Here is a 23,471-nt window from a genome sequence, read left to right on the forward strand (position 1 = left end):
CTGAACGAGATGTTGTCATCATACACGATCTAATTGGCAAGTTTTGTTTGGGAGTATTACGGAGTTGCAAAATCTGTGGGTTGAGCGGTAAAGAAAAAAAAGCCCCCAAGCAAAGTGCATTGCTGGAGGCTTTACATTTAATGCAGTGAAATATTATTTATTTAGTGCCTTGGCAATAATAATATCACGTTGAATCTGCGCTTTTTCAATGTCATCAGCCGCCACATTCAGTTTTTGTTCTTGCGCTGTGATGTACGCATTAAACGCTTCTTTATTGTTAAAGATTTTGTCTTTAACATTGATAGAGGCAACGTTTGTGTAGCGACCATCGCTGCTAGTAGGTACTGAAATCTTTCCTGAGTTGATTAGGGTTTTGATTACCGCTCTTTCTGCTTGATAGCCTTCAAGACCGCTTAGGTGCCAGCGGTTCATCGGCTTTCCTTCGTAAGTCCCTTTTTTGACTTCTGTTAGATAGCGAACTGTAAGGTTACGGATTGTACCTTCATCTTCGCCATACTCTTCTTCAGTATCAAAGATAACAGGGAAGCTTTGGCCTTCAAGAACGCCGCCAGCTTTGGTTAGGTGTCCCATACGGTAGCTATTCATACCCAGAGTGATTTTTGTGGCGTCAGTGACTTTTTGGCCATCAGCAAACTGCAGATCAGTAATGCGCTTGCCTGCTGGTTTTGTTAAGTCGATGGTATACGTTACACCCGCAAAGAAATCATTGGTTGAGTATTTAGACGAACGGCGTTCAGGGTTAAAGCTGTATGTTACATCACCTTCTTTAACACTGTTAAAATAGCCAGCAGACCATTCCATGTAGGTTTTTAATTCTTTACCTGTCATGGCGTATACCGTAATTTCGCCACCTGCGTATTGGTAGTTAAAGGCAATATCTTTTGCTTTAATCTGACCTACATCGAGCTCAGCTTTATCGTTATCTATTTGAAGAGCAATAACATTCGCTTTAGGTGCGTAGTACATACTTGCTTCTTGATAAAGTGTGCTAATACCGGTGTCTTGAATATGTACTTGCGGAATACCTTTAATTTCATTCTCAGGAACAAGATCAACACCTGTTAGCTCTGCCACCACGCGATTTGCATTTTCACGTAAACGTTTGTGATAGGGTGCATACAGTTCTTCCATCTTTTCATCAGAAAGAGTGCCTTTGATTTTGTAGGTATAGCTGTCTTTATTGATTAGAGTGAATTCACCGTCTCGTTCTTCAAATTGAAGGTCAATACGAGATAGGGCACGACCATACTTATCTGGTTCTGTCACAATAACGCCGTTAATTACCGCTTTATCAACCAGCGTATGCATGTGACCCGCAACAATTGCATCAATCTCTGGGTTTGCTTCTGCAATATCACGCACGCCTGTGTCTTTGATGTTATTTTCATTATCAATACCCATGTGAGCAACAAGAATTATTGCGTCGACATCGTTCTTGATTTGTTGAATAACTTTTTTCACTTCCAAAGATGGGTTGGTGAATGTCATCCCTTCAAGGCGGTTTGTGCCTTCAGCAAATACTTGTGTCATTGGTGTATCCATACCAATAACACCGATTTTTATACCATCACGCTCAATAACTGTGTGTGCCGGTAAAAAAGGATTGCCGTCGGCTCGCTTAATATTACCGCCCAAAGGTTGGCCTTCAAATTGAGTAAGTGAACGGTTGAGAACGTTTAAGCCAAAGTCGAATTCATGGTTACCTGGTACCCATACATCGTACTTCATTTCATTGAACCCCAGCATCATAGGGTCAACGGGCTCATCTTTAAATGTTTCGACAAAGTTACCCTGAATCGTATCACCTGCGTCAACAAGAATGATGTTGTCATTGTCTTTACGAATGTCTTTTACCTTAGATGCGATTTGGCTCAGGCTACCCTTCATGTTTGCTTTATCACTGGCATAATCCCATGGCATAAAATGCCCGTGAATATCGGATGTGCCTAAAATTGTAACGTCGGTAATGTCGCCATCTGCAGAAAATACAGGGCTGCTTATTAGGGAAAAGAGAATAGCAGAGGCTAATAAATGCTTTTTCATTGTGAACTCTCATTATTATTTATGGGGATGCGAGGGCATAGTAGGCGTTAAACAAGGGTGAGTGCGAGAAGTTTGTCACAAAATTTATGATGCAATTAATCACTGTACATAATTTTGTGAGGCATTACGCAGTACTTGCGTGTGGTGTAAACAGAATAATAACTAAATAATTGTTTAACAATGAGTAATTATCGAACGTTAGCTATTTCAAACGATGCATTTTCAATCAGTACATGTTGTTTCATTCGTTAAATGGATGTTCGTTTTAAGCCAATGTGTTGATCGTTTATAAAAGCAACAATGCAGAGGCGAGCGCTTATACGAAAATCTATTCTTAGAAGAATGTGAAATCTTACTTGTTATTAGGCTAAGAGCCTATACAATCTGCGCATTGAAATTTGTTCGTTATGAACCTTTAGAATGTGACCGACAGAATACGATGAATAGAAAGAAAAAAGTAAACCAGATACTAAAGAAGCGATTAAAGCAGGCGAATGCGAAATTACAAACAAGTAATAAGCCGCGTTACATTTCTAAAGCTGATCGAGCAAAAATGGAATTAGAAGCTGCACAACAAGTGCCAGAAGGTGTTGCTGCAGAAGCGCAAGCTGTTGATACAGAAAACACAGATGAGACTGCGAAAGAGCCTGAAACTAAATAGTCAGGTTTTACATTACCTACCTTTAGGTAGAGCATGCATTCCAATGTGAGAACATGTTCAAAAACACCATAAAAAGGCGTTAGATAACGCCTTTTTTTATGGGTTTTCAGTAGCTTTCATGACGGTAAACTGAGTATTAATGGTACTTGGTCGCGATATCCTGTAGGCTACACGCCCCCCCGTCCTCAAGACGGTCTAAACTATGAAAAATAATGACAAGAGATGATCTTATGAGCTTTGCCTCCCTGGGCCTATCTGCCCCAATCCTTGAAGCTGTAGCTAAACAAGGCTACGAGACACCTTCGCCAATTCAGGCTCAAGCAATTCCAGCTGTGATTGAAGGTAAGGATGTAATGGCAGCGGCCCAAACAGGCACTGGTAAGACAGCAGGTTTCACACTTCCTGTCTTAGAGCGTTTATCTAATGGTCCACGTGTTAAGCCTAATCAAGTGCGTGCGCTTGTTCTTACGCCTACGCGTGAATTGGCGGCACAGGTTGCTGAAAGTGTTGCGTTATACGCTAAAAATCTTCCATTGAGTTCGGCTGTAGTATTTGGTGGCGTTAAAATTAACCCACAAATGATGCGATTACGTCAAGGTGCTGATGTTTTGGTTGCAACGCCAGGTCGACTACTTGACCTTTATAACCAAAGAGCAGTTCGTTTTGACCAGCTAGAAGTATTGGTTTTAGATGAAGCAGACCGCATGTTAGACATGGGTTTTATTCGTGATATCCGTAAATTATTGGCTGTAATGCCAAAGCAACGCCAGAACTTACTTTTCTCTGCAACGTTTTCTGATGAAATTCGTCAGCTTGCAAAAGGTCTGGTTCATAATCCGGTAGAAATTTCTGTTACGCCACGTAATGCAACGGCGCCAACAGTTAAACAGTGGATTTGTCCGGTAGATAAAAGCCGTAAAGCGAACCTATTAACCAAGTTATTGAAAGAAAATAACTGGGGTCAGGTATTGGTATTTACGAAGACAAAGCACGGTGCGAACCGTTTAACTACGCATCTTGAAGGTCGTGGTATTAAAGCTGCTGCGATTCATGGTAACAAGAGTCAAGGTGCACGAACTAAGGCACTGGCGAACTTCAAGAGCAACGAAATTCAAGTACTTGTTGCGACAGATATCGCCGCACGTGGCCTTGATATTGAGCAATTACCACAAGTGGTTAACTTTGAATTACCGCACGTTGCTGAAGATTATGTTCACCGTATTGGTCGTACAGGCCGTGCTGGTTGTGAAGGGCAGGCCATTTCATTAGTTTGTGCTGATGAATACAAAGACCTTGCGGCTATCGAACGTTTAATTAAGCAAGTATTACCACGCGAACAGGTTAGTGGTTTTGAAGCGGTGAATAAGCTGCCTGAGTCTCGTTTAGATACGCGTCCGATTAAACCAAAGAAGCCAAAGAAAGATCACCGTGACGGTCAACGTTCTGGTGAGAATGCTAAAGGCCATAAGCCACAAGGCAAGAATAAGCGTCATGTTGGTGGTCAAGGTAAAAGCCAAAACGAAAGCGCGGGTAAACCGTCAAATCGTTCAGGTGCTGGTACTGGCGCACCTAAAGCAAAACCTGCAAAGCGTCGTGCTCCTCGCCCTGCGAGCGTTACACGATAAGCATGCAATAACGTAAAGTATAACAAAAGCCCTGATCTTCTATTTTGAAGGTCAGGGCTTTTTTGATCCGCTTTATTTACTTTTTGCAGAAGTAGGGGATGTAAGCTTCTATACAGCTGTGAAAGTGTAATCTGAATGGGCTAAAACGCTTCTTAGACATTTTCGCTAAATGTCGTCGATTGTTTGTCATCAATATCGACAAACCGCTTTATTTTTGCCAGTCATATTTTGACTGGCTTTTTTATGTATAAAAGGTAGTCATTAGGCACGCAAGGCGAGTGTGATACACACTATGCCATGATCGGTACTTTGACTATCACGCTCAAAAGAGGGGTTGATCAAGTGTCTGTCGTAGGTGTCATGCTCACTGACTTCGAAGAGACTAGAATGGTACTGAGCATCGAACTCACAAGATAATAAAATATAATCTAATACCGATTTTTTCACCCCGTAATAATGGGTTGGTGTACGATGAGCCATTTCAGTACAGTTATCTGTGGCTTGGTAAAGATCCCATGTATCCTTTAATCGGTATTTTGCTAGAATAACATCGCTTTCAGATTCTGAAATGAAGCGTAGTGAGCCTGTTAAGAGGTGAGCTAATACGCCATCTGATAGTGAATCGTTAAAATCACCCATAAGCATCATTGGCAGCCCCGTTTTCTCGCGACGTTCAATGATACTCATTAATAGCAGTGCAGCTTCCGAACCGCGTTGAATCGACGATCCCCAACTACCCGTTACTTCTGCTTTTAATGTTTGAATAATTGTTTGTGTACGTGATTCATCATTATCATTGTTTTCATGCTCTATCATCGGACGTTTTGACTTGAAGTGCACGACATAGCAATCGCATTCGCCAATATGAGGGAGTTCAATAGTGGCGCGAAGAGGCTGGCGACTGAATGTAAAATCATCTTTCAACCCCATAGCAACCGCCAGCTCTTTATCGGGTACAACGGCTTCTATGTGAGTGATTGGGTAGCGCGATGCAATTGCCACAACTGGGCTACGGCAAATAAAATCATCAATGACTTCTGCTTCATCAACCACCTCAAAATAGCCATAACCTTGTGCAGCGACTAAGATTTTAAGCGATTCAGGGCTAAATACTTCTTGAAAACCAATAACATCAGGCTTGTATTCTATAAGGTATTCTGCAATCCAATTCTGTTTCTTTTGCCATTGCTCAGCAGTATAAATACGCTCGAAATCATAAAAGGCGAAAGGAGGTTCAAGATAATTGAAAAGATTGAATGTCGCGATTTTAATCGTATCAGACAGAATTAGGGGGATAGCATCTTGTTCTATAGCGAGCAGATTATCTTGTGACAAATTAGGCGTCTCGAATGATGTTTGACGTAGGCAGTATAACGGAAATCATGTTTGATGAGCGGTAACTCATCAAACATATACTGAGTTATTTTTTATGCCTTTGCTATTTTATGTAAAAATGTAGGCACAGCCGCTTTCGTTTTTTTTGATACTTGCTGCATTAAAGTAAATGAAGGCTGAATTATATGGAATTGATTTCGCATATCTTCAAGCATTTGTAGCCATAGTTTAGCCGTCATTTCTGAATCGGCTAATGCACGGTGAAATACGCCATCGTGATCAATGTTTTTATAGGCAACTAAGCTGCCCAATTTATGATTTGGTGCATTTTGATATAAACGACGCGCAATAAGCATAGAACAGGCGAATTCTCCGCCATAGCCTCGATTAATGATGTCTAGTTCAGCATCTAGAAATCGTTTGTCAAACGATGCATTGTGAGCAACAAGGTTATAATCGCCGATAAAATCGGTAAATTGATCCATTACTTCATCGCAGGGGGCTGCAGTGCGAAGCATATTATTAGTGATACCAGTATAACTTTCGATAAAGCTGCTCACTCTAAACCCCGGATTCATTAACTTTTGAAAGCGATCAACCACTTCGCCATTTTCCATTAATACTGCACCGATCTCAATTGCACGGTCACCTTGGGTTGGTGATAAACCCGTGGTTTCGAAATCGAGAACGATAACAGTGTTTGCATTATCAGAGTGTTGAGTCGAACCAGTTTTCACTATTATTGCCTATTGTTGTACGTCATTTTATCGCCCATTGTAGCCTTGATAGCATTTTTATAAAATAACCTGTTTGGCCACGTATTTAAAATACAGCTAGGCGCGTCACGTATATTGACCTTTTTGTGGTTTTAAACAAATTCTCGCTGAAACGAGCATCTTGAGGTAACTTGGGTATACATATTTAATGCTTAGTGAGAAACGATGAACGTTTATAAGATAAATAACGCGCATTCAAGTTTACTTCAAACCTATGTGAAAGAGTTAACCGTCGCTTCTAAGCATGGGCCGATACTCGACTTAGCATGTGGAAGTGGTCGAAATGGACTGTATCTTGCTCGCTTAGGTCTTCCTGTTATTTTTGCTGATCAAGATAAAGAAAAGTTACAGAATATTGAACGTATAATAAAGGAAGAAAAGCTTACATCAACAACATGGTTGGTTGATCTTGAGTCTGGTGACGATCACCTAATCGACAATCAATACGGCGCTATTATTGTTTTCCGTTATTTACACCGTCCATTATTTAATTCACTTAAACGTAGCGTTAAGCCTTCTGGCGTTGTGATTTATGAAACATTTAATGAAGCCCAACGAAAATTTGGCCGTCCACAAAATCCAGACTTTTTATTACAAGAAAACGAATTAATTGATACTTTTAGTCATTGGTATATTTTGCATCAGTTTGAAGGTGAAGTTGGGGATCCTACTTGTTCAATTTCTCAGGTTGTTGCTCAGCGTAACGCTGAATAATTGATATAGAAGCCATTAACATTAAGATGTTAGTGGCTTCTACTTTTATCGCTACTTACCTGCGATTTTAGCTGTGAGTACACCTTGCATCGCGTAGATATTGGTTTTGCCATTAAACTCAAGGCTAATGGGCTCTGATTGCCCTGAAACCCATACTTTTAATTCTGCATCTAAATCGAAGTGACCAGTAGACTCAACGGTATACATGGTGATCGCTTTATAAGGAATCGAGCGATATTCAACTTTTTTCCCGGTTAATCCTTGTTTGTCGATAAGCAGTAAACGCTGGTCGGTTAGCACAATCATATCGCGAACTAATTTGTATGCGATCTCTATGTGTTCGTTAGGCCCTAGAATGGTAGAAAGCTCTTCTGTTGCATCTGCGATGCTCATTTCACCAGCATTACCTAAAATAGCGTCAAATAGTCCCATTACGTGATCCTTTATCTTTTGTATTGTTGTACCTAAGTTACCTCAAGATACTCGTTTCAGCGAGAATTTGTTGGGCTCTATGCAAGGCACTTATTTATTGACCTAGTGGTTCTACGTTTTAAATAAGTAACCACTCATTTCTAGTTAAAGGTAGCGTTGGATATATTGATGCAGTAACCTTTCTGTTTACTTAAATAAAGTTCTTTCATGTCTAGAAGCCAACATTTACTTTGCCTCCGTTGATGTTTTCAATGGAAGAGTTAGAAGTTCTTTTGTTGGGGGCTGAGCATGGTGCGAAGCGCAATGAAGATGTCATGCGTGTCGCTTCTATTATTGAAGTGCCAGAATTAACGACAGGGTTATCTGATATTCGACATGCCATTAAACAACAATATAAAGCTGAGAGATCATATTTGATCGGGATTATTTGGGCGCTACGTAATTCGTAGTGCCCAAATAAATGAAATTACGGACGTGTCGGTGAGATAGTTAATGGCTCTAACGTTACGACGGCATTACCAGATGCCGCCGGGTGGTCAACATAAGAAGTATCTTGCAATAGTGTATAGTAAACATCGACAAAATCATCATCATTAACTAGCACTCCATCAGGGATTGCTTCAATGATTTTTCCTGTAATTTGTGGAATCACAGCGTAAGCTTGAACTTCTGGATCCGGGATCATTTTCAATACTTCTTCTGCGACTTGTACTAAAAGTTTGGCCAGTTCTTTGTAATCAGTGCCGTCATCTTGTTCCATCAAGATCATATCGGCAGCCCCCCAGCGATAACGAGACCAATGAATAACAACCTGGTTAGGGTAGTAATCTTTATTATCATAATCTAGGTAGGGCATTTCTACTAAGTCGATAGTTGGTTCGTCTCGGCTCGGATTAACTCCGGTTACGATTGCGTACACTTCGGCTTTACCAGAAATCCACGGTTCTTCATCATCAGATAAACGAATCTTCTTAATGACAGTGGTTGAGATAGGAGCTGCTGAAAGGCTGCGAGTACTGCTCTTCAATTGAGCTTGTTGTGTGTTTTCATCATAGCTATGCAATGCAGCAGGTTGCCCTAATTTGTTCATTTCAGCCTGCATTGCTTGCAGCCCAGCTTTGAGCTCCTTAGCGCTATTGTTGTCAACTACAAACACTGGTACTTCTGGTATTTGGTATACATCAAGTTGGTGAAGCTGACCATAGACATCATAGGCTTCAATGTACTGCCATGACTCGTCATCCCCTGTAGGCTCAAAAGCAAACAAAGGACTTTGGCCTTCCTTCCATTCCTGTACCATGGATGTGTCAGCAAGTCTCAGCTCAAGCAGTTCATTAGTGAAATTCGACACCCCTTTTACTGTTCGAATATTGGTGTCGGTTTTTTGCATTTGCTGCGTAAATGGCGATTGTGGTTCTTCCGCCAGCAGCGTTGATAGTGAAATAGTTAATTTCTGATCGGATATTTGTGATTTGAGAGTTTGCTCAATATCCGTGTAATTTTCACTTAGCTGTTTGGCTAATTTTTGTTTTTGCTGTGTAATCGTATCGGCATTTTGACTAGGTGATTGATGGGAGGTTGTGTCATCAGACTGACATCCAGCAAGCACTAAACTTAATAATAAGCATGTTGGTGTTATTTTATTCATTGTATACCCCTAAGGTATTTTAATAATAATGATATTAAAGTTAAAGCTCTAATATGATTAGACTATCACGACATAAGTCATAATTTATATGAATACTTTCGCGAAAATAAATATCGCAGGGGTATCAAATGAATACTATTCATTAAAAATGGGAGGAACATCATAAACGTTTTTTGATGCGAATGAACATATCGATTGTGAGTAGAAGAGAATTGAGCCACTTGGTAATAAATATATCTGTAAATATATATTCATACTAAGTGATAGTTAATAAACACATTAACGTATGCCACCAACAAGAATGCACAGCGATAACAGCTCCTGTATGATCTAAGAACTGAATCAAGCGTTGAACACTGCTCTTGTCTAGCTTAATCGCTTCAAATTTTCTCTCATTGTATTGTTGAAAATTGTACTGCCTTAAATATTCGTTATTGAGTATTAGTACATCTTCGATATTGATGAACAGTACGCATTTTTGTTCGATATGTAGGTTTATAGAAAAGAAGCCAAAATCATCGCTGTTGGGATCATAGTGTGTAGTGGTACGGTGAATATGTAAGTTAAGTAATCTTCTATCGAAAGAGGCATTCTCATGCGATCACCATCTTGAGTTAATTTCCCTAACGCCATTTTGGGAATGCTGTCTGGATGCTTGGTGTCTCTTGCATGCGATATGCCATCGGCTCAAATTGGTTAAGAGCCTGTTGAGTTAGGTAAAGGTAACCATTGGTCTGTATCCTGTACTTTATATGTCATTGAATTTCAGCTTATAATTTATTACTTAGTTCCCATACTAAATCGAGTCTTTGCTTGGAAAAATAAATAATAATCAAAAAATTTGCATCCTTTTGGCATCTCATACGTGTTGATAGTAGTGAACACGTTTTAAGGGTGCAGTAATGTTTGAATTTTTCACTCAGTTAGCGGATTGGCTAACCTATACAATTATTGGGCTCGACCCCAATACCGCTATGGGTATCGGCCTACATTTTTTTATTGAAGATACCAGTAAGATCTTAGTTTTATTAGTGTGTTTAATCTATGGTATTTCATATCTGCGTGCGAGCCTTAGCGTAGACAAGGTTCGTGATTATCTACAGGGTAAGAATAGGGGAGTTGGGTATTTTTTAGGATCTCTTTTTGGTGCGATTACGCCCTTTTGTTCTTGCAGTTCTATTCCTCTATTTATGGGTTTTGTGTCGGCACGTATTCCTATTGGTGTAACTATCGCCTTTCTTATTACCTCACCGCTTATTAATGAGGTAGTGGTGATTATGTTGGGCAGTATCCTTGGGTTTAAGTTTACTCTTATGTACATAATCATAGGTATGTTATTGGGTATATTAGCTGGTGTGATCCTAGATATGTGCAAGGCACACCGTTGGTTGCAACCCTTTCTTGCCAAGGCTTATCAACAAGATGAAAACACTAGCACCCAAGTAACTCATGACATCCAAACTATCGCTATGACCTATAAGGAACGTCACGAGTTTGCCGTCAACGAGACTAGCGCCATTGTTAAACGTATTTGGAAATGGGTAATTATTGGGGTGGGCTTAGGTGCATTTATCCATGGCTTTGTTCCGGCGCAATGGTTTGAGCAAAATCTAGCGAATGGAGAGTGGTGGACAGTGCCATTAGCGACATTGAGTGCGATCCCTATCTACACCAATGCATCTGGGGTTGTTCCTATCATGGCCTCTCTTATTGATAAAGGAATGCCTTTGGGCACTACACTCGCTTTCTGTATGGGGGCGGTGGCGGTTAGCCTGCCCGAATTTATGATGCTAAAGCAGGTAATGCAGTACCGTTTATTGGGGGTGATTGCAGGATATTTATTCGTTGCCATCTCCATTACTGGGTGGCTGTTTAACGCTTATTACTAAATTAAACTAACGGAGTATATTATGAAAATTGTTCAGGTTTACGGTTCTGGTTGTAAGAACTGCACAGTGACAGCAGAGCGTATTGAAGAGGTAGCGAAAGAGCTTGGTCAAGAAATTCAGCTTCAAAAGGTAACGACCCTAGAAGAGATCATGAAGGCAGGTATCATGAGCACCCCTGGCGTTAGTATCGATGGTTTTGTTAAGCACACAGGCTCTGTGCCTAGTATTGTCCAAGTTCGTGAACTTCTTGCTTAAGATATAGTAACTTACGCGCATTAGAGCCTATACTCAGCTATAATGAGTAAAGTCGCGCACCCTTGTTTGCGGTGTCGCGACTTTTGTTGTTTTGTAAAAGGATAAAGGCAGTGAAGTGTTTGATGAAGGCATGGGACGAGACTGAATCCGTGCTTTATGGATGGTTAATGAAGCAAACTCAAAGCCAACATGAAACAGAAGATATCATGCAAGAGGTGTTTTTGAAGGCAATGAGTAATCGTGAGCGCTTTTGCACCTTAGACGATAGCAGGTCTTGGCTTTTTAAGATCACTAAGAATCACTTCATCGATTATTTACGCCGTAAGGTTGATTGTAAGGACATTGGTGAGTTTGTTGCTCCGGATAATGTTCTACCCGTAATGACACAGTTGCAAACTTGTCTTCCTCGTCTTTTACCTAAGTTGTCAGCAAAAGACAGGCATATTATCGAAGAGTGTGATCTTAATGGATTAACTCAGCTTGAGTACGCTAAACGTAATGAGTTGAGTCTTCCTGCTACCAAGGCGCGCCTGCGTCGAGCGCGTTTAGAGTTAAAAGATAAATTGATTAATGAGTGCATGGTGAAACAAGATCACACTGGCGTGTGTTGCTTTAAACGAATTCAAGCATAATAAGTTGGAATCTGTCAGATCAAGCTCCAAAACGTTTTTCCTTGATTGAGTCAGCAATATTTTCACTGACTCACCTTTAAACGCTATCGCTAAAATCTCAGCTGTATTGCCTGCTGACCACGGTGCGAAGTGCAATGAAGAAAGTCATGAGCGTATTGTTACTGTTGAACCATCGCCTGAATCATTAACCTGATAACCTAAGTCATGTATTTGATTACGAATCGCATCGGCTTTTTTAAAATTTCCTTGCCGTTTCACCTGTGTTCTTAACTCCACCAGTCTTGAAATATGTTCTGGTATTTCAACCGTTTCGATTTTATGAATATCCAACCCTAAAATACGGTCGAAGAATAAAGCTGTCGCTCTCTTGTTTTCTGGAAGTAGTTCGCTATTCAAAATGTCCCAAACTAAAGCAAGTGCTTGAGGCATATTGAGGTCTCGGTTAATGTGCCTCATAAATAATTCGCGGTAACTTTCATCGACGTTGCCGTTACTTGGTAACAATGCCACTTTGTTACGTAACCTGTGCAAAGCTTTCTGTGCTCCACTTAACCCTTCCCACGTGAAGCTCAGATGGCTGCGATAATGACTAGTCAAAGTAAGATAACGATACGCCATTGGTTCATAACCTTTTGCGACCAAAGCGTCCAACCGTAGTGAAGTACCTGATTTAGAAATCTTCTCTTTCTTCAATTGTAGGAAGTATCCATGCAGCCAATAATTGGCTTGAACATGACCATTTTTCGCTTGGCACTGCGCTATTTCATTAGTGTGATGAACTGGGATGTGGTCTTCACCGCCAACGTGAATATCGAATACATCTCCTAGGTATTTTTCTGCCATGGCGGAACACTCAATGTGCCAACCAGGGAAACCAATACCCCAAGGGCTTTGCCACTCCATCTGTCGTGGCTTATCACCGCTGAATTTCCATAAAGCAAAATCGGTAGGGTGTCTCTTTTCTGCCATTTCGACTCGAATCCCTGCTTCCAATCCCTGTTTATCAAGTCTGGCGAGTTTGCCATAGTCGGCTAATCTGTCGGTGTTGAAGTAAACACCATCAGAGGTTTGATAGGTAAAGCCTTTGGTTTCTAACTCTTGGATAAATTTAATTTGTTCTTGAATATGCTCCGTCGCACGGCAAGTAACAGAAGGCGTTGAGATATTCAGCAGCTTGAGATCATCGAAGAAGGCTTGTTCAAAAAATTGAGCTATTTCCCAGGCCGATTTATTCTGTTTTCGAGCCCCTTTCTCCATCTTGTCTTCACCGGTGTCGGCATCAGATACCAAGTGTCCAACATCGGTGATGTTCATAACGTGATTCACTTCATAGCCATTTATCTCAAGTGTGCGCCGTAATACATCCACAAAAAGATAGGTTCGCAAATTGCCTGCGTGAGCATAGTCATAAACGGTCGGGCCACAAGCATACAGCCCCACTTTATTTGCCCGAATGGAATTGAATGGGCGTAGTTCGCGTGCCATCGTGTCGAATAGTAGAAGTTCTGGTTGGCTCATATTTTATTCCTTTAAATACAAAAAGGCCGCAGATGAAAAACATCAGCGGCCTCGAAGTAATGTGATAATTTTTTGCTAATTAATAGCTACACACAGGCCGCCGTAAATCAAAATGATTACAGCAGCAACAAACTGGGTGAGTGAACGTAGCTAAATATGTCATGTAATTCATACTAATAAACAGTACCTTTCAAATCAAGCCCTACCTTAAGCTTTGTACATGTGTTGATACATATCGTAAATGATTTACACCGTTAAGACAGGGCACGCCGTTAAGCAATTTTTCTATGCCTGAGTTAATTTATGTTGCTGTTATGCGTTTAACCAATATTAAGGGATGTGATTACGTTGGCAAAGTGTGAGGGTAGGGTTGATTATAATGATTTAAATTCAATGATTTATAGTGGTTTTATGTATCATAAATTTTTTGTGTTAATGCTCGCGACAGTCAGTTTCACTGGCTACACATCTCCACTGACTCCTTCTGGTGACGATTGGTTAAATCATGCAACTCAAGGCCTAGCACCTTATTGGATGATGGAGAGTGCACAAGGGATTCCTGTTGGAAATTTTCCGACCTTTCGTTGTGACGATGGCACCATACTGGACGCACAACATCCCTGTTCTGAATTAAATATGGGGTGGATAAGTCCGGACTTCAATCGCGAATATACACGAATGAAGTCGCGCCAAACTTACGCCTATGGAGTCCTTTTCCACCTCACTGGAGATAAGCAGGCATTAGAGCTTGCAAAGAAGGGCTCGTACTATTTGATTAACTATCTGCAAGATAAGCAAAATGGTGGTTTTGTTAGCTATACACAAAACGGTAAGCCAGGGCTTGATTGGCAACAGCGTACCTCTCAAGATCAAGCTTATGCATTAGTTGGTTTAGCGATGTATTACTATTTGACGCAAGACCCTAAGGTAGAACAAGTACTCATAAAACAGCAGGCATTCATTTTTGATAAATACCGCCTTAAAGATAATCGGGGGCTAGCATGGGTGTTAAAAGATGGTGATGGATACAGTACGAAACAGAGAGAACTCGTCGCTCAACTCGATCAAATTAACGGTTATTTATTACTTGTTGCCCCGTTACTTCCTGCACCCGTAGAAGCTAAATGGAAAGAGGATTTACGATGGCTAACACAGGTGTTACTAGAAGATTATCACTCCAATGAAGAGCAGCGCTTTTATGGTGCTGTACATCATAAAGCGGTAATGATGCTGGACGCCAAACATAATGATTTTGGCCATACTATTAAGGCATACTGGATGACGTATTTAAGTGGGCGACTGCTTGATAATTCAGACTGGGTTCAGCGTGGGTTCAAGGGTATGAAGCACACCCTAAAACAAGCGCAGTATCAACAAAATTTCGAGGTGGTACAGCACTTATTCTCTGATGAACTGAAGTATCAATGGCAAGGTTCATCAATTCCAGCATGGAAATCCAGGAAATACTCTAATGGCAGCTCTTCGTGGGAGTGGGCTGAGTTAGATCAAGCAGCGATGACGGTTTCGCTTGTTGATGGGTCGATGAAAGATACGCTTAAATATACTCTACCTACATTTATGGATGCTTGGGTGGATCATGTTTATGGTGGTGTGGGGCTCAACCCGAAATCGACTAAAGCATTCCACTGGGGTAATGGCTACCATCAATTCGAGCACGCATTGATTGGTTACCTTTATGCCCAGCAAAGTGACGGAAAACCTGCCGAGCTTTATTACGCGAGGCCAGAGAACAGTGCCATGCCACTCAACCCCTACTATTTTCAAGCAGATAGGGCAGAAAAACTGTCAGTAGACGGCCTAATTAAAAAGGTGCGATTTACGCGTATTCAACCATGATGCTCTTATAGTTAGAGTTTACCCAAGTAAGCCTGAGCACTAAATTGGTTTGCCCCAGAATAACTTAGCGACGCAGTTTTTTTCTGGGGTATGCTTACACTGTTTTCATATATGTTGGTTTTAGTATCTGTTAGTAATGCTATATTCTGATAAATGTAATATTTCGTTTATTGTTAAATTTAAACCCATGTGCAGTGAGTGTAATGAATTGCTGTGATTTAATTTACGTAAACTCCTGTTGGTGGTGGTTGTTAATGATTATGTATAAATATTATTGTGATTGTTATCATAAAAACAATGCGCTAGGGTTTGAGTTGAAGTTATGAGCAACTAAAGGTGGTTGCTTTATTTAAAGGATTGCGTATTCTATAATCTTAATTTTCCATTGTAAGAGAGTCACAATACCTATTGAATTCTACTAATCTTATTGGGTTATATTTGTTTTGTTTAATTGTTTCTTTGTATCTAGCCATTAACGGTTTGTTTGTTTTATCTCTAACGTCATGAAAATAATTAGTATTCCTCTGTGTTGCTACTGTTTTTTGATTTGAATGGTTGTATGATGGTAAAATTCGCCTGTTTTATTTAAGTTGTTTTTCTGTGATGCGTGAACCAAGTTTGGTTACGAGATGAATCATTCCGCCTATATTATTGTCGGTAAGTGATGGTAGAAAGAAACGGGTCACTTTTGAAAGATAGAATTTTATTAATGTATAATATTTCTTTTGATATGTAAGTTATTATTTTGCAGCTTAACACCAATGATATATCTTGATCCTAGTGCTATCGGTTGGATATATGCCAAGTATGTACGTACCATATTAAATAATTGTGTCGACATTCTATGATCCTTTTTAATTCCTGTTTGGTGATGCTTAGTAATATAGCCTATGAGCAATTATTATGTATAATGATAATAATTGTTTTAAGTATGAGCCAAACTAATAATGAAATTACCTCCTTTGCGATCGCTACAATGCTTTGAAGCGGTGGCTCGTTTAAACAGCTTTTCAAAAGCGGCCGATCATCTAAATGTGACTCAGAGTGCGGTTAGTCATCAGGTTAAGTTGCTGGAAGAGTATCTAGGTGAAGCTATGTTTAATCGTCAGGGGCGATCTTTCTCATTGACCGAGGTTGGTAAGTGTTATTTTGATGAGGTCAATCAGTCATTGGGGTCTTTATCGAATGTAAGCCAACAAATCCGAGAAGGTAAATCGGGTAAAATTCGCTTGGCGTTATACAGCTCACTGGCAGTAAAATGGTTGATCCCACGATTAGACGATTTACGTAAACAACATCCAGAAATTGAATTAACCTTGAATATGGTAGCAGATGAGCCGGACTGCACTGATTCGGTCGCTGATTGCTTTATCACCGTGAATCCGCCGAAACGTAACTTCGTTAGCCAATTTCTATATGCTGAGCGCCTCTATCCAGTATGTGGACATAAGCTTTGGCAACAGATCAAAGATAAACCACTTCCCGATACGTTATGGCAGCATCCTTTGCTTTCGGTGCAATATTCGTCTTTTGGTGAAGATCTAGGTGAAGACTGGTTACGCTGGTCTAAGAGTGGAGGATTTGAATTACCGGAGCATGCCAAAATAAATCACTTTAGTCATATGTTGCTGGCTGTCGAAACGGCTCGCTATGATCATGGTATTGCCTTGATTAATAATTACTTAATGACAGATCATGATCGTGAACATAATTTTGTTCGTATTCCTATGCATGAACTACTTACCGGCGATAATTTTTATTTTGTTTACAAGAAAACACGGGAAAAACAACCTGCTATTGTAAAATTAGGCCGCTGGCTCAAACAACAGAGCTATGAGCAAGAATTTTCGATGCTACCGAGCGATTGAGTATGGTTGCATAGTCAACTTCCTTTAGTATTTCTATATAATGGAATACATAGGGAAGTAATTATGTTCACAATTTCAGCTTCACGTCGCACTGTATAACGTGGCGTTTTACATCCCTTCTTATGGTGCTGGGGAAGAATTACCATCCCAAGTCTTCGTGCTTTTATTCTGTTGTTATACCAATAGTTTTTTATTGGTGGCAGATTCTATTTTTTGATACAGCATTAATCATTTCATCTGTGATTTCTTCTCATTTTTATACATATAAGTTTTTATGGTACGCCATTTTGTTTGGTGTATAATGTGCGTCGCATTATGTCGCATCCATAATGATAATAATTTTAGCAACCAACGATGTAGAGTATTTCCTACTTTGTGGTGATAGGTCAGATTGAGCAGTATGGCTAAAAGATCAAGTACACAGGAGTCAGTAGCATTAGCGTTTGAATTGCTAAAACGCATACCTCGCTCCAGAAAAGTAACGGCAAGTGAATTGCGAGAACAGCTAGAAAGTATTGGTATTAAGCGAGATATAAGAACGATACAGCGCAACTTAGAAACACTGTGTGAACATTTTAATATTACTCGTGATGAACGTGGCAAGCCTTATGGCTATTCATGGAACAAAAGTGGGGAAGGTTTAGCGTTACCTAATCTTAGTTCCCATGAGGCGTTATTATTGAGTATGGCTGAGGACTACTTAGCAAATCTATTACCCTCAAGCGTAATGGCATCGTTAGATGGATTCTTCTTGGAAGCGAGGTATAAGCTCAACCCAACAGACGATAATACTAAAGATCGTGATTGGTTGAAAAAGGTAAGGGTAGTGAGTGAGACTCAGCCTTTGTTAGCACCAACATTAGACCACGATGTGTTTAAATCGGTGAGTGAAGCTTTATACAACGATAGACTGCTTGATGTTGAATATCGAAATGCGCAGCATGCAGTACGTAGAGCAGTTGTTATGCCGTTAGGTCTTGCACAGCAAGGTTGTCGGATGTATCTGGTGTGTCGGTTTGATGGTTATGACAATGAGCGTGCTTTAGCTATTCATCGGATCACCAAGGCGACTGTATCTACTTTTTGTTTTGAGCGCCCTAAAGGTTTTCGGTTAAGCCAATATGATGCTGATGGGCGATTCGGTTTTGGTGAAGGTAAAAAGTGCAGAATTGTATTTTGTATTACTAAACAAGCAGGTTATCACTTGTTAGAAACACCGCTTGCAGAAAATCAGACAGTCGAAGAATTTGATGAACATTATACGATTGCTGCCACAGTCATAGACTCATTAAGATTAAAAATGTGGGTGAAAGGCTTTGGTTGCGATGTTTGGAATATAAGTTACGAATAATAGATATAAATATAAAAAGTTAACTTAAGCAATGAATTAAATCACTTAATAATAACTGATTTATTCATTTCAAAATAACTCATACCTAAAAAGATCACTACTCTTTGCGACCTTTAAAGCAATTGGAGAGTGAACTAATAAAACTAACGTAAACAAAAAGGGACGTATTATGCCACTACCATTTATTCTCGCGGGTGCAGCTGCAGCGGTTGCAAGTTATGGCGCGAAAAAAGGCTATGACGGTTATCAAGACAAATCACTAGCCAATGATATTTTAGAATCGGCAAAAAGCGATTACGAAACTGAAAAAGAACTTTTCGATAAAGTAAACGAACGTACTAGTAATAGTCTTACTCAATTGGGTGAACTTCAGCTTAAAGTCGGTGAGGATTTTAAAGAGTTTCGCACCATTGCAGATAAGTTATTAGAAAAAATCAACCAAGCTAATTCTAAAGATCTCGTGATTGATTTCCCTCAGCATAAGCTAGATAAAATAGATGGCTTGGCGTTATCAACAACCGCATATGTAAGCAAAGTAGCTGGTGCAGGTGTTGCTGGCGCTGCGGCTGCTTATGCGGTGTATGGTGGTGTAATGGCACTGGCGGCGGCTTCTACTGGTACACCCATAGCTGCATTGTCTGGTGCGGCTGCGTATAACGCGACAATGGCTGCGATTGGAGGTGGCTCACTCGCTGCTGGTGGTTTTGGTATGGCGGGTGGTGCAATGGTGCTTGGTGGTGTGGTTGCTGCTCCTATCATGGCAATTGCAGGTTGGGCATTTGCTTCGCACGCAGAAGAAGCATTGAGTGACGCTCGAAAAACACGAGATGAAGTTGAAGATGCAATTTCAAAAATGACAAAAGGTCGCAATCAGCTGAATAAAACGCGCGACTATGTTGACCAAATTTTTACTGAGACACAACGCATTTATAAGGTATTCCTAGGTTACTTCGATAGCTTAAAAGCGATGGAACAGTTGTTAAAAATCGGTACTAATATTGAAGCATTTGAAAATGATCTTATTCAAATCATTCAGAATGGTTACCAAGTTGCCGCAATTCTAACGGATATTATTACCACTCCGTTATTTAAGCCTAAGTTTGATGAGAACGGTAAAGTTGTTGTAAATAAAGACAACGTTGTTGAAATTGAAACAGACAAAAATGGCATGCAAGTTATTAATGTTATAGCTATTGATGAAGTGCTAGCAAAAGCGAAATTTGATTCAAAACAATTCAAATAAAAATTTAAAGGTGGCTATACACGCCACCTTTTTAGTTCTGGAGTATTTTATTCATGTCTGCAACATCTGCATCTGTTCGTACCGACTTTCATTTAACAGAAGAGCTCAATAAAACCGTCATACAAAGTTTAGTGAGCTCTTTTGGACTCGATTTCTTACTGTTTGAAGATAAAAAAGGGGGTGACGTTGCTACCGTCCATAATGTGCGTAAGCACCACAAAGGTGAATCCGATATTTACCTTTCTGAACAGGTAAGACAGGAATACGAAAACCGAGGTGCGTATAAACCGACGAAAGTGGGGACTGATGGAAATCAGGTGTTCAATAGTAAAGGCAAAGCGATAAAAATCGATAATTACCATTCAGATGCGGGCTACAAAAGCAGAGGTGCAGAAGATAAAAAGCGGCAACAAGAAGGCAATCTTTACGATGCGTATCGTGATCAAAATATGGCGATAAATGAAAACCGTCAACTTGATCATATTATCGCATCGCATGAAGTACACAATGACGCTGGGCGAGTATTAGCTGGTCTAGATGGGGTTGAACTTGCTAACCAAAGCTCAAACTTTCAATCCACTCATTCGTACATCAATAATCTTAAATCTGCGCATTCCATGGATGATTTTTTAGGGGATGTATTACCGCGCACTGTTGAAACAAAAAAAGAGCGGATCAAACAGAGCCAAGAAAAGCTTGTGATGATGCCAACATCAACGCCAGAACAGCGCCATGAAAAGCGCAAAGTTGAAGATAAAATCGCTAAAGATAAAGAGCACATTGAAGTACTAGAAAATCTTGAACATGACAAGATGCGCGAAGCAGATAAGCAAGCTCGCCAACAATATGATGGTCAAATCAATGCCAAGTATTACACCAGTAGTAAGTTTCTTAAAAGCACAGCCTTAGAATCTGCTAAATCAGGTTTAAAAATGGGTATGCGCCAAGTATTGGGCATGATTTTGGCCGAAGTGTGGTTTGAACTGAAAGAACACATTCCATCGCTCTATAAAGATTCACAAGGTAACTTTACGTTAGAGCGTTTTCTCGAACGCCTCAAAACCATGGCAACGGATATCTGGAAGCGCATTAAAGCCAGGTTTAAAGATATTCTTACCGAATTTAAAGATGGTGCGATTGGTGGCGTATTATCTAGTTTAACTACCACAGTAATGAACATCTTTTTTACCACTCAGAAATTGGTTGGTAAGCTGATCCGTGAAATGTGGACTAGCCTAGTATCAGCAGCAAAAATGGTGTTCTTTAATCCAAGCCAATTATCTGCTGGTGACTTGGCACGTGAAGTCACTCGTATTCTGTCGACAGGTGTTGCTGTAGCCATGGGCGTTTTCTTAAACCAACACCTTGCTACCATAATGACATTCCCATTGGGCTCAGAACTCGCGGCATTTGTTAGTGCGATTGCGACGGGCTTAATGACGTTAGGTATCACGTACTTTTTAGATCATAGTGAAATGATGCAAAAGGTATGGAACTTCCTCGATCAATTCAAAAGTGAAGCGCGTAGAACATTGGAATACTTTCAAAAAGTAAACGCAGAATTAGATCGTTATTTGATAGAGTTAGCAGCGCTGGAATTTAACTTAGCGCCACAAGAAATGACGCGTTTCACGGACAGCTTAGTTGCGGTAAACAGCGAATATGAAAAGGGATTGATCCTCACACAAGAAGTCGAAAGACGTGGCATTGAGTTACCATTTGAAGCGGGTAATTTAGATAGTACCCGAAGCTGGTTGAAGAGCTTATGCTAAATGTAAGTGAGAGCCGTAATGACTCACAGAATTTAAAACCGTTCCCGTGCAATGCGTGCGGGAAATGCTGTGCCAATGTTCACCTGTCGGAGATTACTCAACCACTAGATAGAGGTGATGGTATTTGCCGTCACCTTGATAACGATACCAAACGTTGTCAAATTTATGATCAAAGACCCGACATTTGCCGTGTTGAGTTGCAATATCGAACTCACTACTCTCACCAGTTTTCGTGGGATGAGTTCATTACTATCAACTTAACAATTTGCGAAAGCTTACCCGATAGGAAAGGTGCATTTGTTAATGAACCCGAGAGTAAATAATGTTAGATAAAATTGAATCAGCCCTCGATAAATTTAATGCATCCGCGACTGAAGCTAAAGCTGTAGTGGAAAAGACACAGAGTTTAGATTTAAGTACTAAGCAGCTAGAGCCCATGCTAGACCTACTTGATGAAAGAATTGAAAATGCATCAAGAAAATTAAAAAGAGAGATACTTGTAACCATAGACGAAGCACATGCTAAACAGAAAAAAGAAATGGAACTGAGATTTAAAGCCGAACGAAGCCATGAAAAGAAAGTGCTATTAATTAATGTTGGTATAGCATCGATGGCAGTTGTTACCTTTATCTTTCAACGCGTTTTAGGTTAGGAGTATGTTCAAGGTTATTGGATTGTTTATCTTCCTAATATTTTTAGTCTGTGTTATCTCAACCATATTCAAAATTAGAAGCACATTTTCAGATAAAGAGAAATAGATGGTTTTTCAAAAGATTAAGACATTAAAAGCGTCGCTTTACCAGACTGATTTGATCGGGAAAAATACCGAATTGAAAAATAATGACTCTAATAAGATGACTGGTAATGCTGTAAAATTACATACCATTCGAGAAGGAAATAGCCCAGCAGTATTCGTTATTAATGGCTTCCTATCAGGAAAGGGTAATGATGTATCGGATTGGCTTGAAGTTGTTGATGAGCTTTACCCATTGAACAAGGTTATCCATGTTCAATGGAGAGCTGGCAATATTAGTGATCTTGTTTTTGATGAGGGTTTAATTAAGGCTGCACCAAGTATTAATAATCAAAACTCAATGCTAAAAAAATTAGGAGCAGTAAGCTTAGTTGCGGCCAATAAAGTATCAGGACACTGGCGAAAAGCATTTACTGAAACAGCGATTGTAGGAACTGAACTCGCAGCAATGTTAGATGTAGAAAAAGGCTATGACGGATGTATTCTTATGGGCCACTCCTTAGGTGCACGGATTATTCATCATACACTTGATAAGCTACCAGCAAATAAAGTGAGCCAATGTTACTTACTCGCTGGGGCTGTGTCATCTGGCTCAAAATTGTGGAATACGATATTTGAACTCCATCCACATACACAGTTCATTAATTGTATGAGTAAAACTGATTCTGTACTGAAGTATGCTTATAAAGTGGGAACCCTTTTACGCGAAACACCAATTGGATTGCACCCACTTGGTCATAAATCGCACCCTTTAATTATCAATCAAGATGTAACGGAAGTCGCTCAAAAACACACTAAGTTTAAACACAAAGCGCTAGGGCTTTTATTGCAGAATATTGTGCGTGCTAAATAAGTATTTTCCCATGTGAAACTATCGCTGAATTTTAGTTCAAAGCGAGAGTATTCACTATTTACCAAGATGGAGTTTAGTCGAGTGACTAATGAAATGTGTCTGATAGTTAGCTGAAAGTTAGTATTAGTATGAAGCTGTACTGGTAGAGTGAAATTGGCCACAAAAAGGAAGGCGTATCATATTCAGATTTGTCTTCCGTGAAGGTGTCTTCACCATACCTGAGT

20 protein-coding genes and 1 pseudogene are annotated in these 23,471 nt (G+C 40.0%); 15 read left to right on the forward strand and 6 right to left on the reverse strand.

Annotated elements, in window-relative coordinates; genetic code table 11:
* Positions 1 to 153: 153 nt before the first annotated feature.
* Positions 154 to 2,064, reverse strand: coding sequence for a bifunctional metallophosphatase/5'-nucleotidase (locus tag C9J47_RS04465; protein WP_107252419.1), 1,911 nt, complete (start codon positions 2,062 to 2,064; stop codon positions 154 to 156).
* Positions 2,065 to 2,503: 439 nt separating this feature from the next.
* On the opposite strand from C9J47_RS04465, the gene C9J47_RS04470 reads away from it, so the two are divergent.
* Both C9J47_RS04470 and C9J47_RS04475 read left to right on the forward strand, forming a co-directional pair.
* Positions 2,504 to 2,725: a DUF2986 domain-containing protein gene (locus tag C9J47_RS04470; RefSeq protein ID WP_211321685.1), complete on the forward strand. Its 222-nt coding sequence runs from the start codon at positions 2,504 to 2,506 to the stop codon at positions 2,723 to 2,725.
* A gap of 230 nt (positions 2,726 to 2,955) precedes the next feature.
* On the forward strand, positions 2,956 to 4,350 hold the full coding sequence (locus C9J47_RS04475) for a DEAD/DEAH box helicase (protein WP_107252709.1): 1,395 nt from the start codon (positions 2,956 to 2,958) through the stop codon (positions 4,348 to 4,350).
* A 261-nt stretch (positions 4,351 to 4,611) separates the two neighbouring features.
* Here the strand turns inward: C9J47_RS04475 and C9J47_RS04480 are convergent, their stop codons facing one another.
* Positions 4,612 to 5,637, reverse strand: a complete 1,026-nt coding sequence (locus tag C9J47_RS04480; RefSeq protein WP_211321698.1) for an endonuclease/exonuclease/phosphatase family protein — start codon at positions 5,635 to 5,637, stop codon at positions 4,612 to 4,614.
* A 140-nt stretch (positions 5,638 to 5,777) separates the two neighbouring features.
* Positions 5,778 to 6,422: a 3'-5' exonuclease gene (locus tag C9J47_RS04485; RefSeq protein WP_107252422.1), complete on the reverse strand. Its 645-nt coding sequence runs from the start codon at positions 6,420 to 6,422 to the stop codon at positions 5,778 to 5,780.
* Positions 6,423 to 6,626: 204 nt separating this feature from the next.
* Between C9J47_RS04485 and C9J47_RS04490 the strand changes: the two genes are divergently transcribed.
* On the forward strand, positions 6,627 to 7,175 hold the full coding sequence (locus C9J47_RS04490) for a methyltransferase domain-containing protein (protein ID WP_107252423.1): 549 nt from the start codon (positions 6,627 to 6,629) through the stop codon (positions 7,173 to 7,175).
* Positions 7,176 to 7,226: 51 nt separating this feature from the next.
* Here the strand turns inward: C9J47_RS04490 and C9J47_RS04495 are convergent, their stop codons facing one another.
* On the reverse strand, positions 7,227 to 7,607 hold the full coding sequence (locus C9J47_RS04495) for a PH domain-containing protein (protein WP_006230040.1): 381 nt from the start codon (positions 7,605 to 7,607) through the stop codon (positions 7,227 to 7,229).
* A 215-nt stretch (positions 7,608 to 7,822) separates the two neighbouring features.
* Between C9J47_RS04495 and C9J47_RS04500 the strand changes: the two are divergent.
* Positions 7,823 to 8,020 (forward strand): annotated as a pseudogene (locus C9J47_RS04500) (transcriptional regulator); the annotation flags it as partial.
* A 53-nt stretch (positions 8,021 to 8,073) separates the two neighbouring features.
* Here C9J47_RS04500 and C9J47_RS04505 read toward each other — a convergent pair.
* A complete protein-coding gene (locus C9J47_RS04505; protein ID WP_107252424.1) occupies positions 8,074 to 9,255 on the reverse strand; it encodes a DUF3103 domain-containing protein in 1,182 nt (393 codons plus the stop codon).
* Positions 9,256 to 10,157: 902 nt separating this feature from the next.
* Here C9J47_RS04505 and C9J47_RS04510 point away from each other — a divergent pair.
* The 3 genes from C9J47_RS04510 to C9J47_RS04520 all read left to right on the forward strand — a co-directional run bounded on the left by C9J47_RS04510 (position 10,158) and on the right by C9J47_RS04520 (position 12,031).
* Entirely contained in the window at positions 10,158 to 11,144 is a 987-nt protein-coding gene (locus C9J47_RS04510) for a permease (RefSeq protein ID WP_107252425.1), read from the forward strand.
* A 21-nt stretch (positions 11,145 to 11,165) separates the two neighbouring features.
* Complete coding sequence (locus C9J47_RS04515) at positions 11,166 to 11,399, forward strand: thioredoxin family protein (protein ID WP_107252426.1); 234 nt, start codon at positions 11,166 to 11,168, stop codon at positions 11,397 to 11,399.
* A 122-nt stretch (positions 11,400 to 11,521) separates the two neighbouring features.
* The gene (locus C9J47_RS04520) at positions 11,522 to 12,031 is read left to right on the forward strand and encodes a sigma-70 family RNA polymerase sigma factor (protein WP_170107459.1); all 510 of its coding nucleotides are present in this window, start codon (positions 11,522 to 11,524) and stop codon (positions 12,029 to 12,031) included.
* 144 nt (positions 12,032 to 12,175) lie between these two features.
* Here the strand turns inward: C9J47_RS04520 and cysS are convergent, their stop codons facing one another.
* Complete coding sequence (gene cysS, locus C9J47_RS04525; protein WP_107252428.1) at positions 12,176 to 13,549, reverse strand: cysteine--tRNA ligase; 1,374 nt, start codon at positions 13,547 to 13,549, stop codon at positions 12,176 to 12,178.
* A gap of 411 nt (positions 13,550 to 13,960) precedes the next feature.
* Between cysS and C9J47_RS04530 the strand changes: the two genes are divergently transcribed.
* From C9J47_RS04530 to C9J47_RS04565, 8 genes are all read left to right on the forward strand, one after another.
* A complete protein-coding gene (locus C9J47_RS04530; RefSeq protein WP_425440590.1) occupies positions 13,961 to 15,406 on the forward strand; it encodes an AGE family epimerase/isomerase in 1,446 nt (481 codons plus the stop codon).
* A gap of 947 nt (positions 15,407 to 16,353) precedes the next feature.
* Positions 16,354 to 17,274, forward strand: coding sequence for a LysR family transcriptional regulator (locus C9J47_RS04535; RefSeq protein ID WP_107252430.1), 921 nt, complete (start codon positions 16,354 to 16,356; stop codon positions 17,272 to 17,274).
* A 400-nt stretch (positions 17,275 to 17,674) separates the two neighbouring features.
* Entirely contained in the window at positions 17,675 to 18,625 is a 951-nt protein-coding gene (locus tag C9J47_RS04540; protein ID WP_107252431.1) for a helix-turn-helix transcriptional regulator, read from the forward strand.
* Between the two features lie 169 nt (positions 18,626 to 18,794).
* Positions 18,795 to 19,868 carry a chemotaxis protein gene (locus tag C9J47_RS04545; RefSeq protein ID WP_107252432.1) on the forward strand — a complete coding sequence of 358 codons (1,074 nt, stop codon included), beginning with the start codon at positions 18,795 to 18,797 and terminating at the stop codon, positions 19,866 to 19,868.
* 53 nt (positions 19,869 to 19,921) lie between these two features.
* On the forward strand, positions 19,922 to 21,640 hold the full coding sequence (locus C9J47_RS04550) for an ATPase (protein WP_107252433.1): 1,719 nt from the start codon (positions 19,922 to 19,924) through the stop codon (positions 21,638 to 21,640).
* Positions 21,634 to 21,963: a YkgJ family cysteine cluster protein gene (locus C9J47_RS04555; protein WP_107252434.1), complete on the forward strand. Its 330-nt coding sequence runs from the start codon at positions 21,634 to 21,636 to the stop codon at positions 21,961 to 21,963. Before C9J47_RS04550 ends, C9J47_RS04555 begins: the two co-directional genes overlap by 7 nt.
* Positions 21,963 to 22,292: a hypothetical protein gene (locus C9J47_RS04560; protein ID WP_107252435.1), complete on the forward strand. Its 330-nt coding sequence runs from the start codon at positions 21,963 to 21,965 to the stop codon at positions 22,290 to 22,292. The genes C9J47_RS04555 and C9J47_RS04560 overlap by 1 nt, the downstream gene beginning before the upstream one ends.
* A 106-nt stretch (positions 22,293 to 22,398) precedes the next feature.
* Positions 22,399 to 23,247, forward strand: coding sequence for a DUF726 domain-containing protein (locus C9J47_RS04565; RefSeq protein WP_107252436.1), 849 nt, complete (start codon positions 22,399 to 22,401; stop codon positions 23,245 to 23,247).
* Positions 23,248 to 23,471 lie beyond the last annotated feature (224 nt).

It is taken from the genome of Photobacterium indicum, assembly GCF_003026215.1.
Classification (GTDB): domain Bacteria; phylum Pseudomonadota; class Gammaproteobacteria; order Enterobacterales; family Vibrionaceae; genus Photobacterium; species Photobacterium indicum.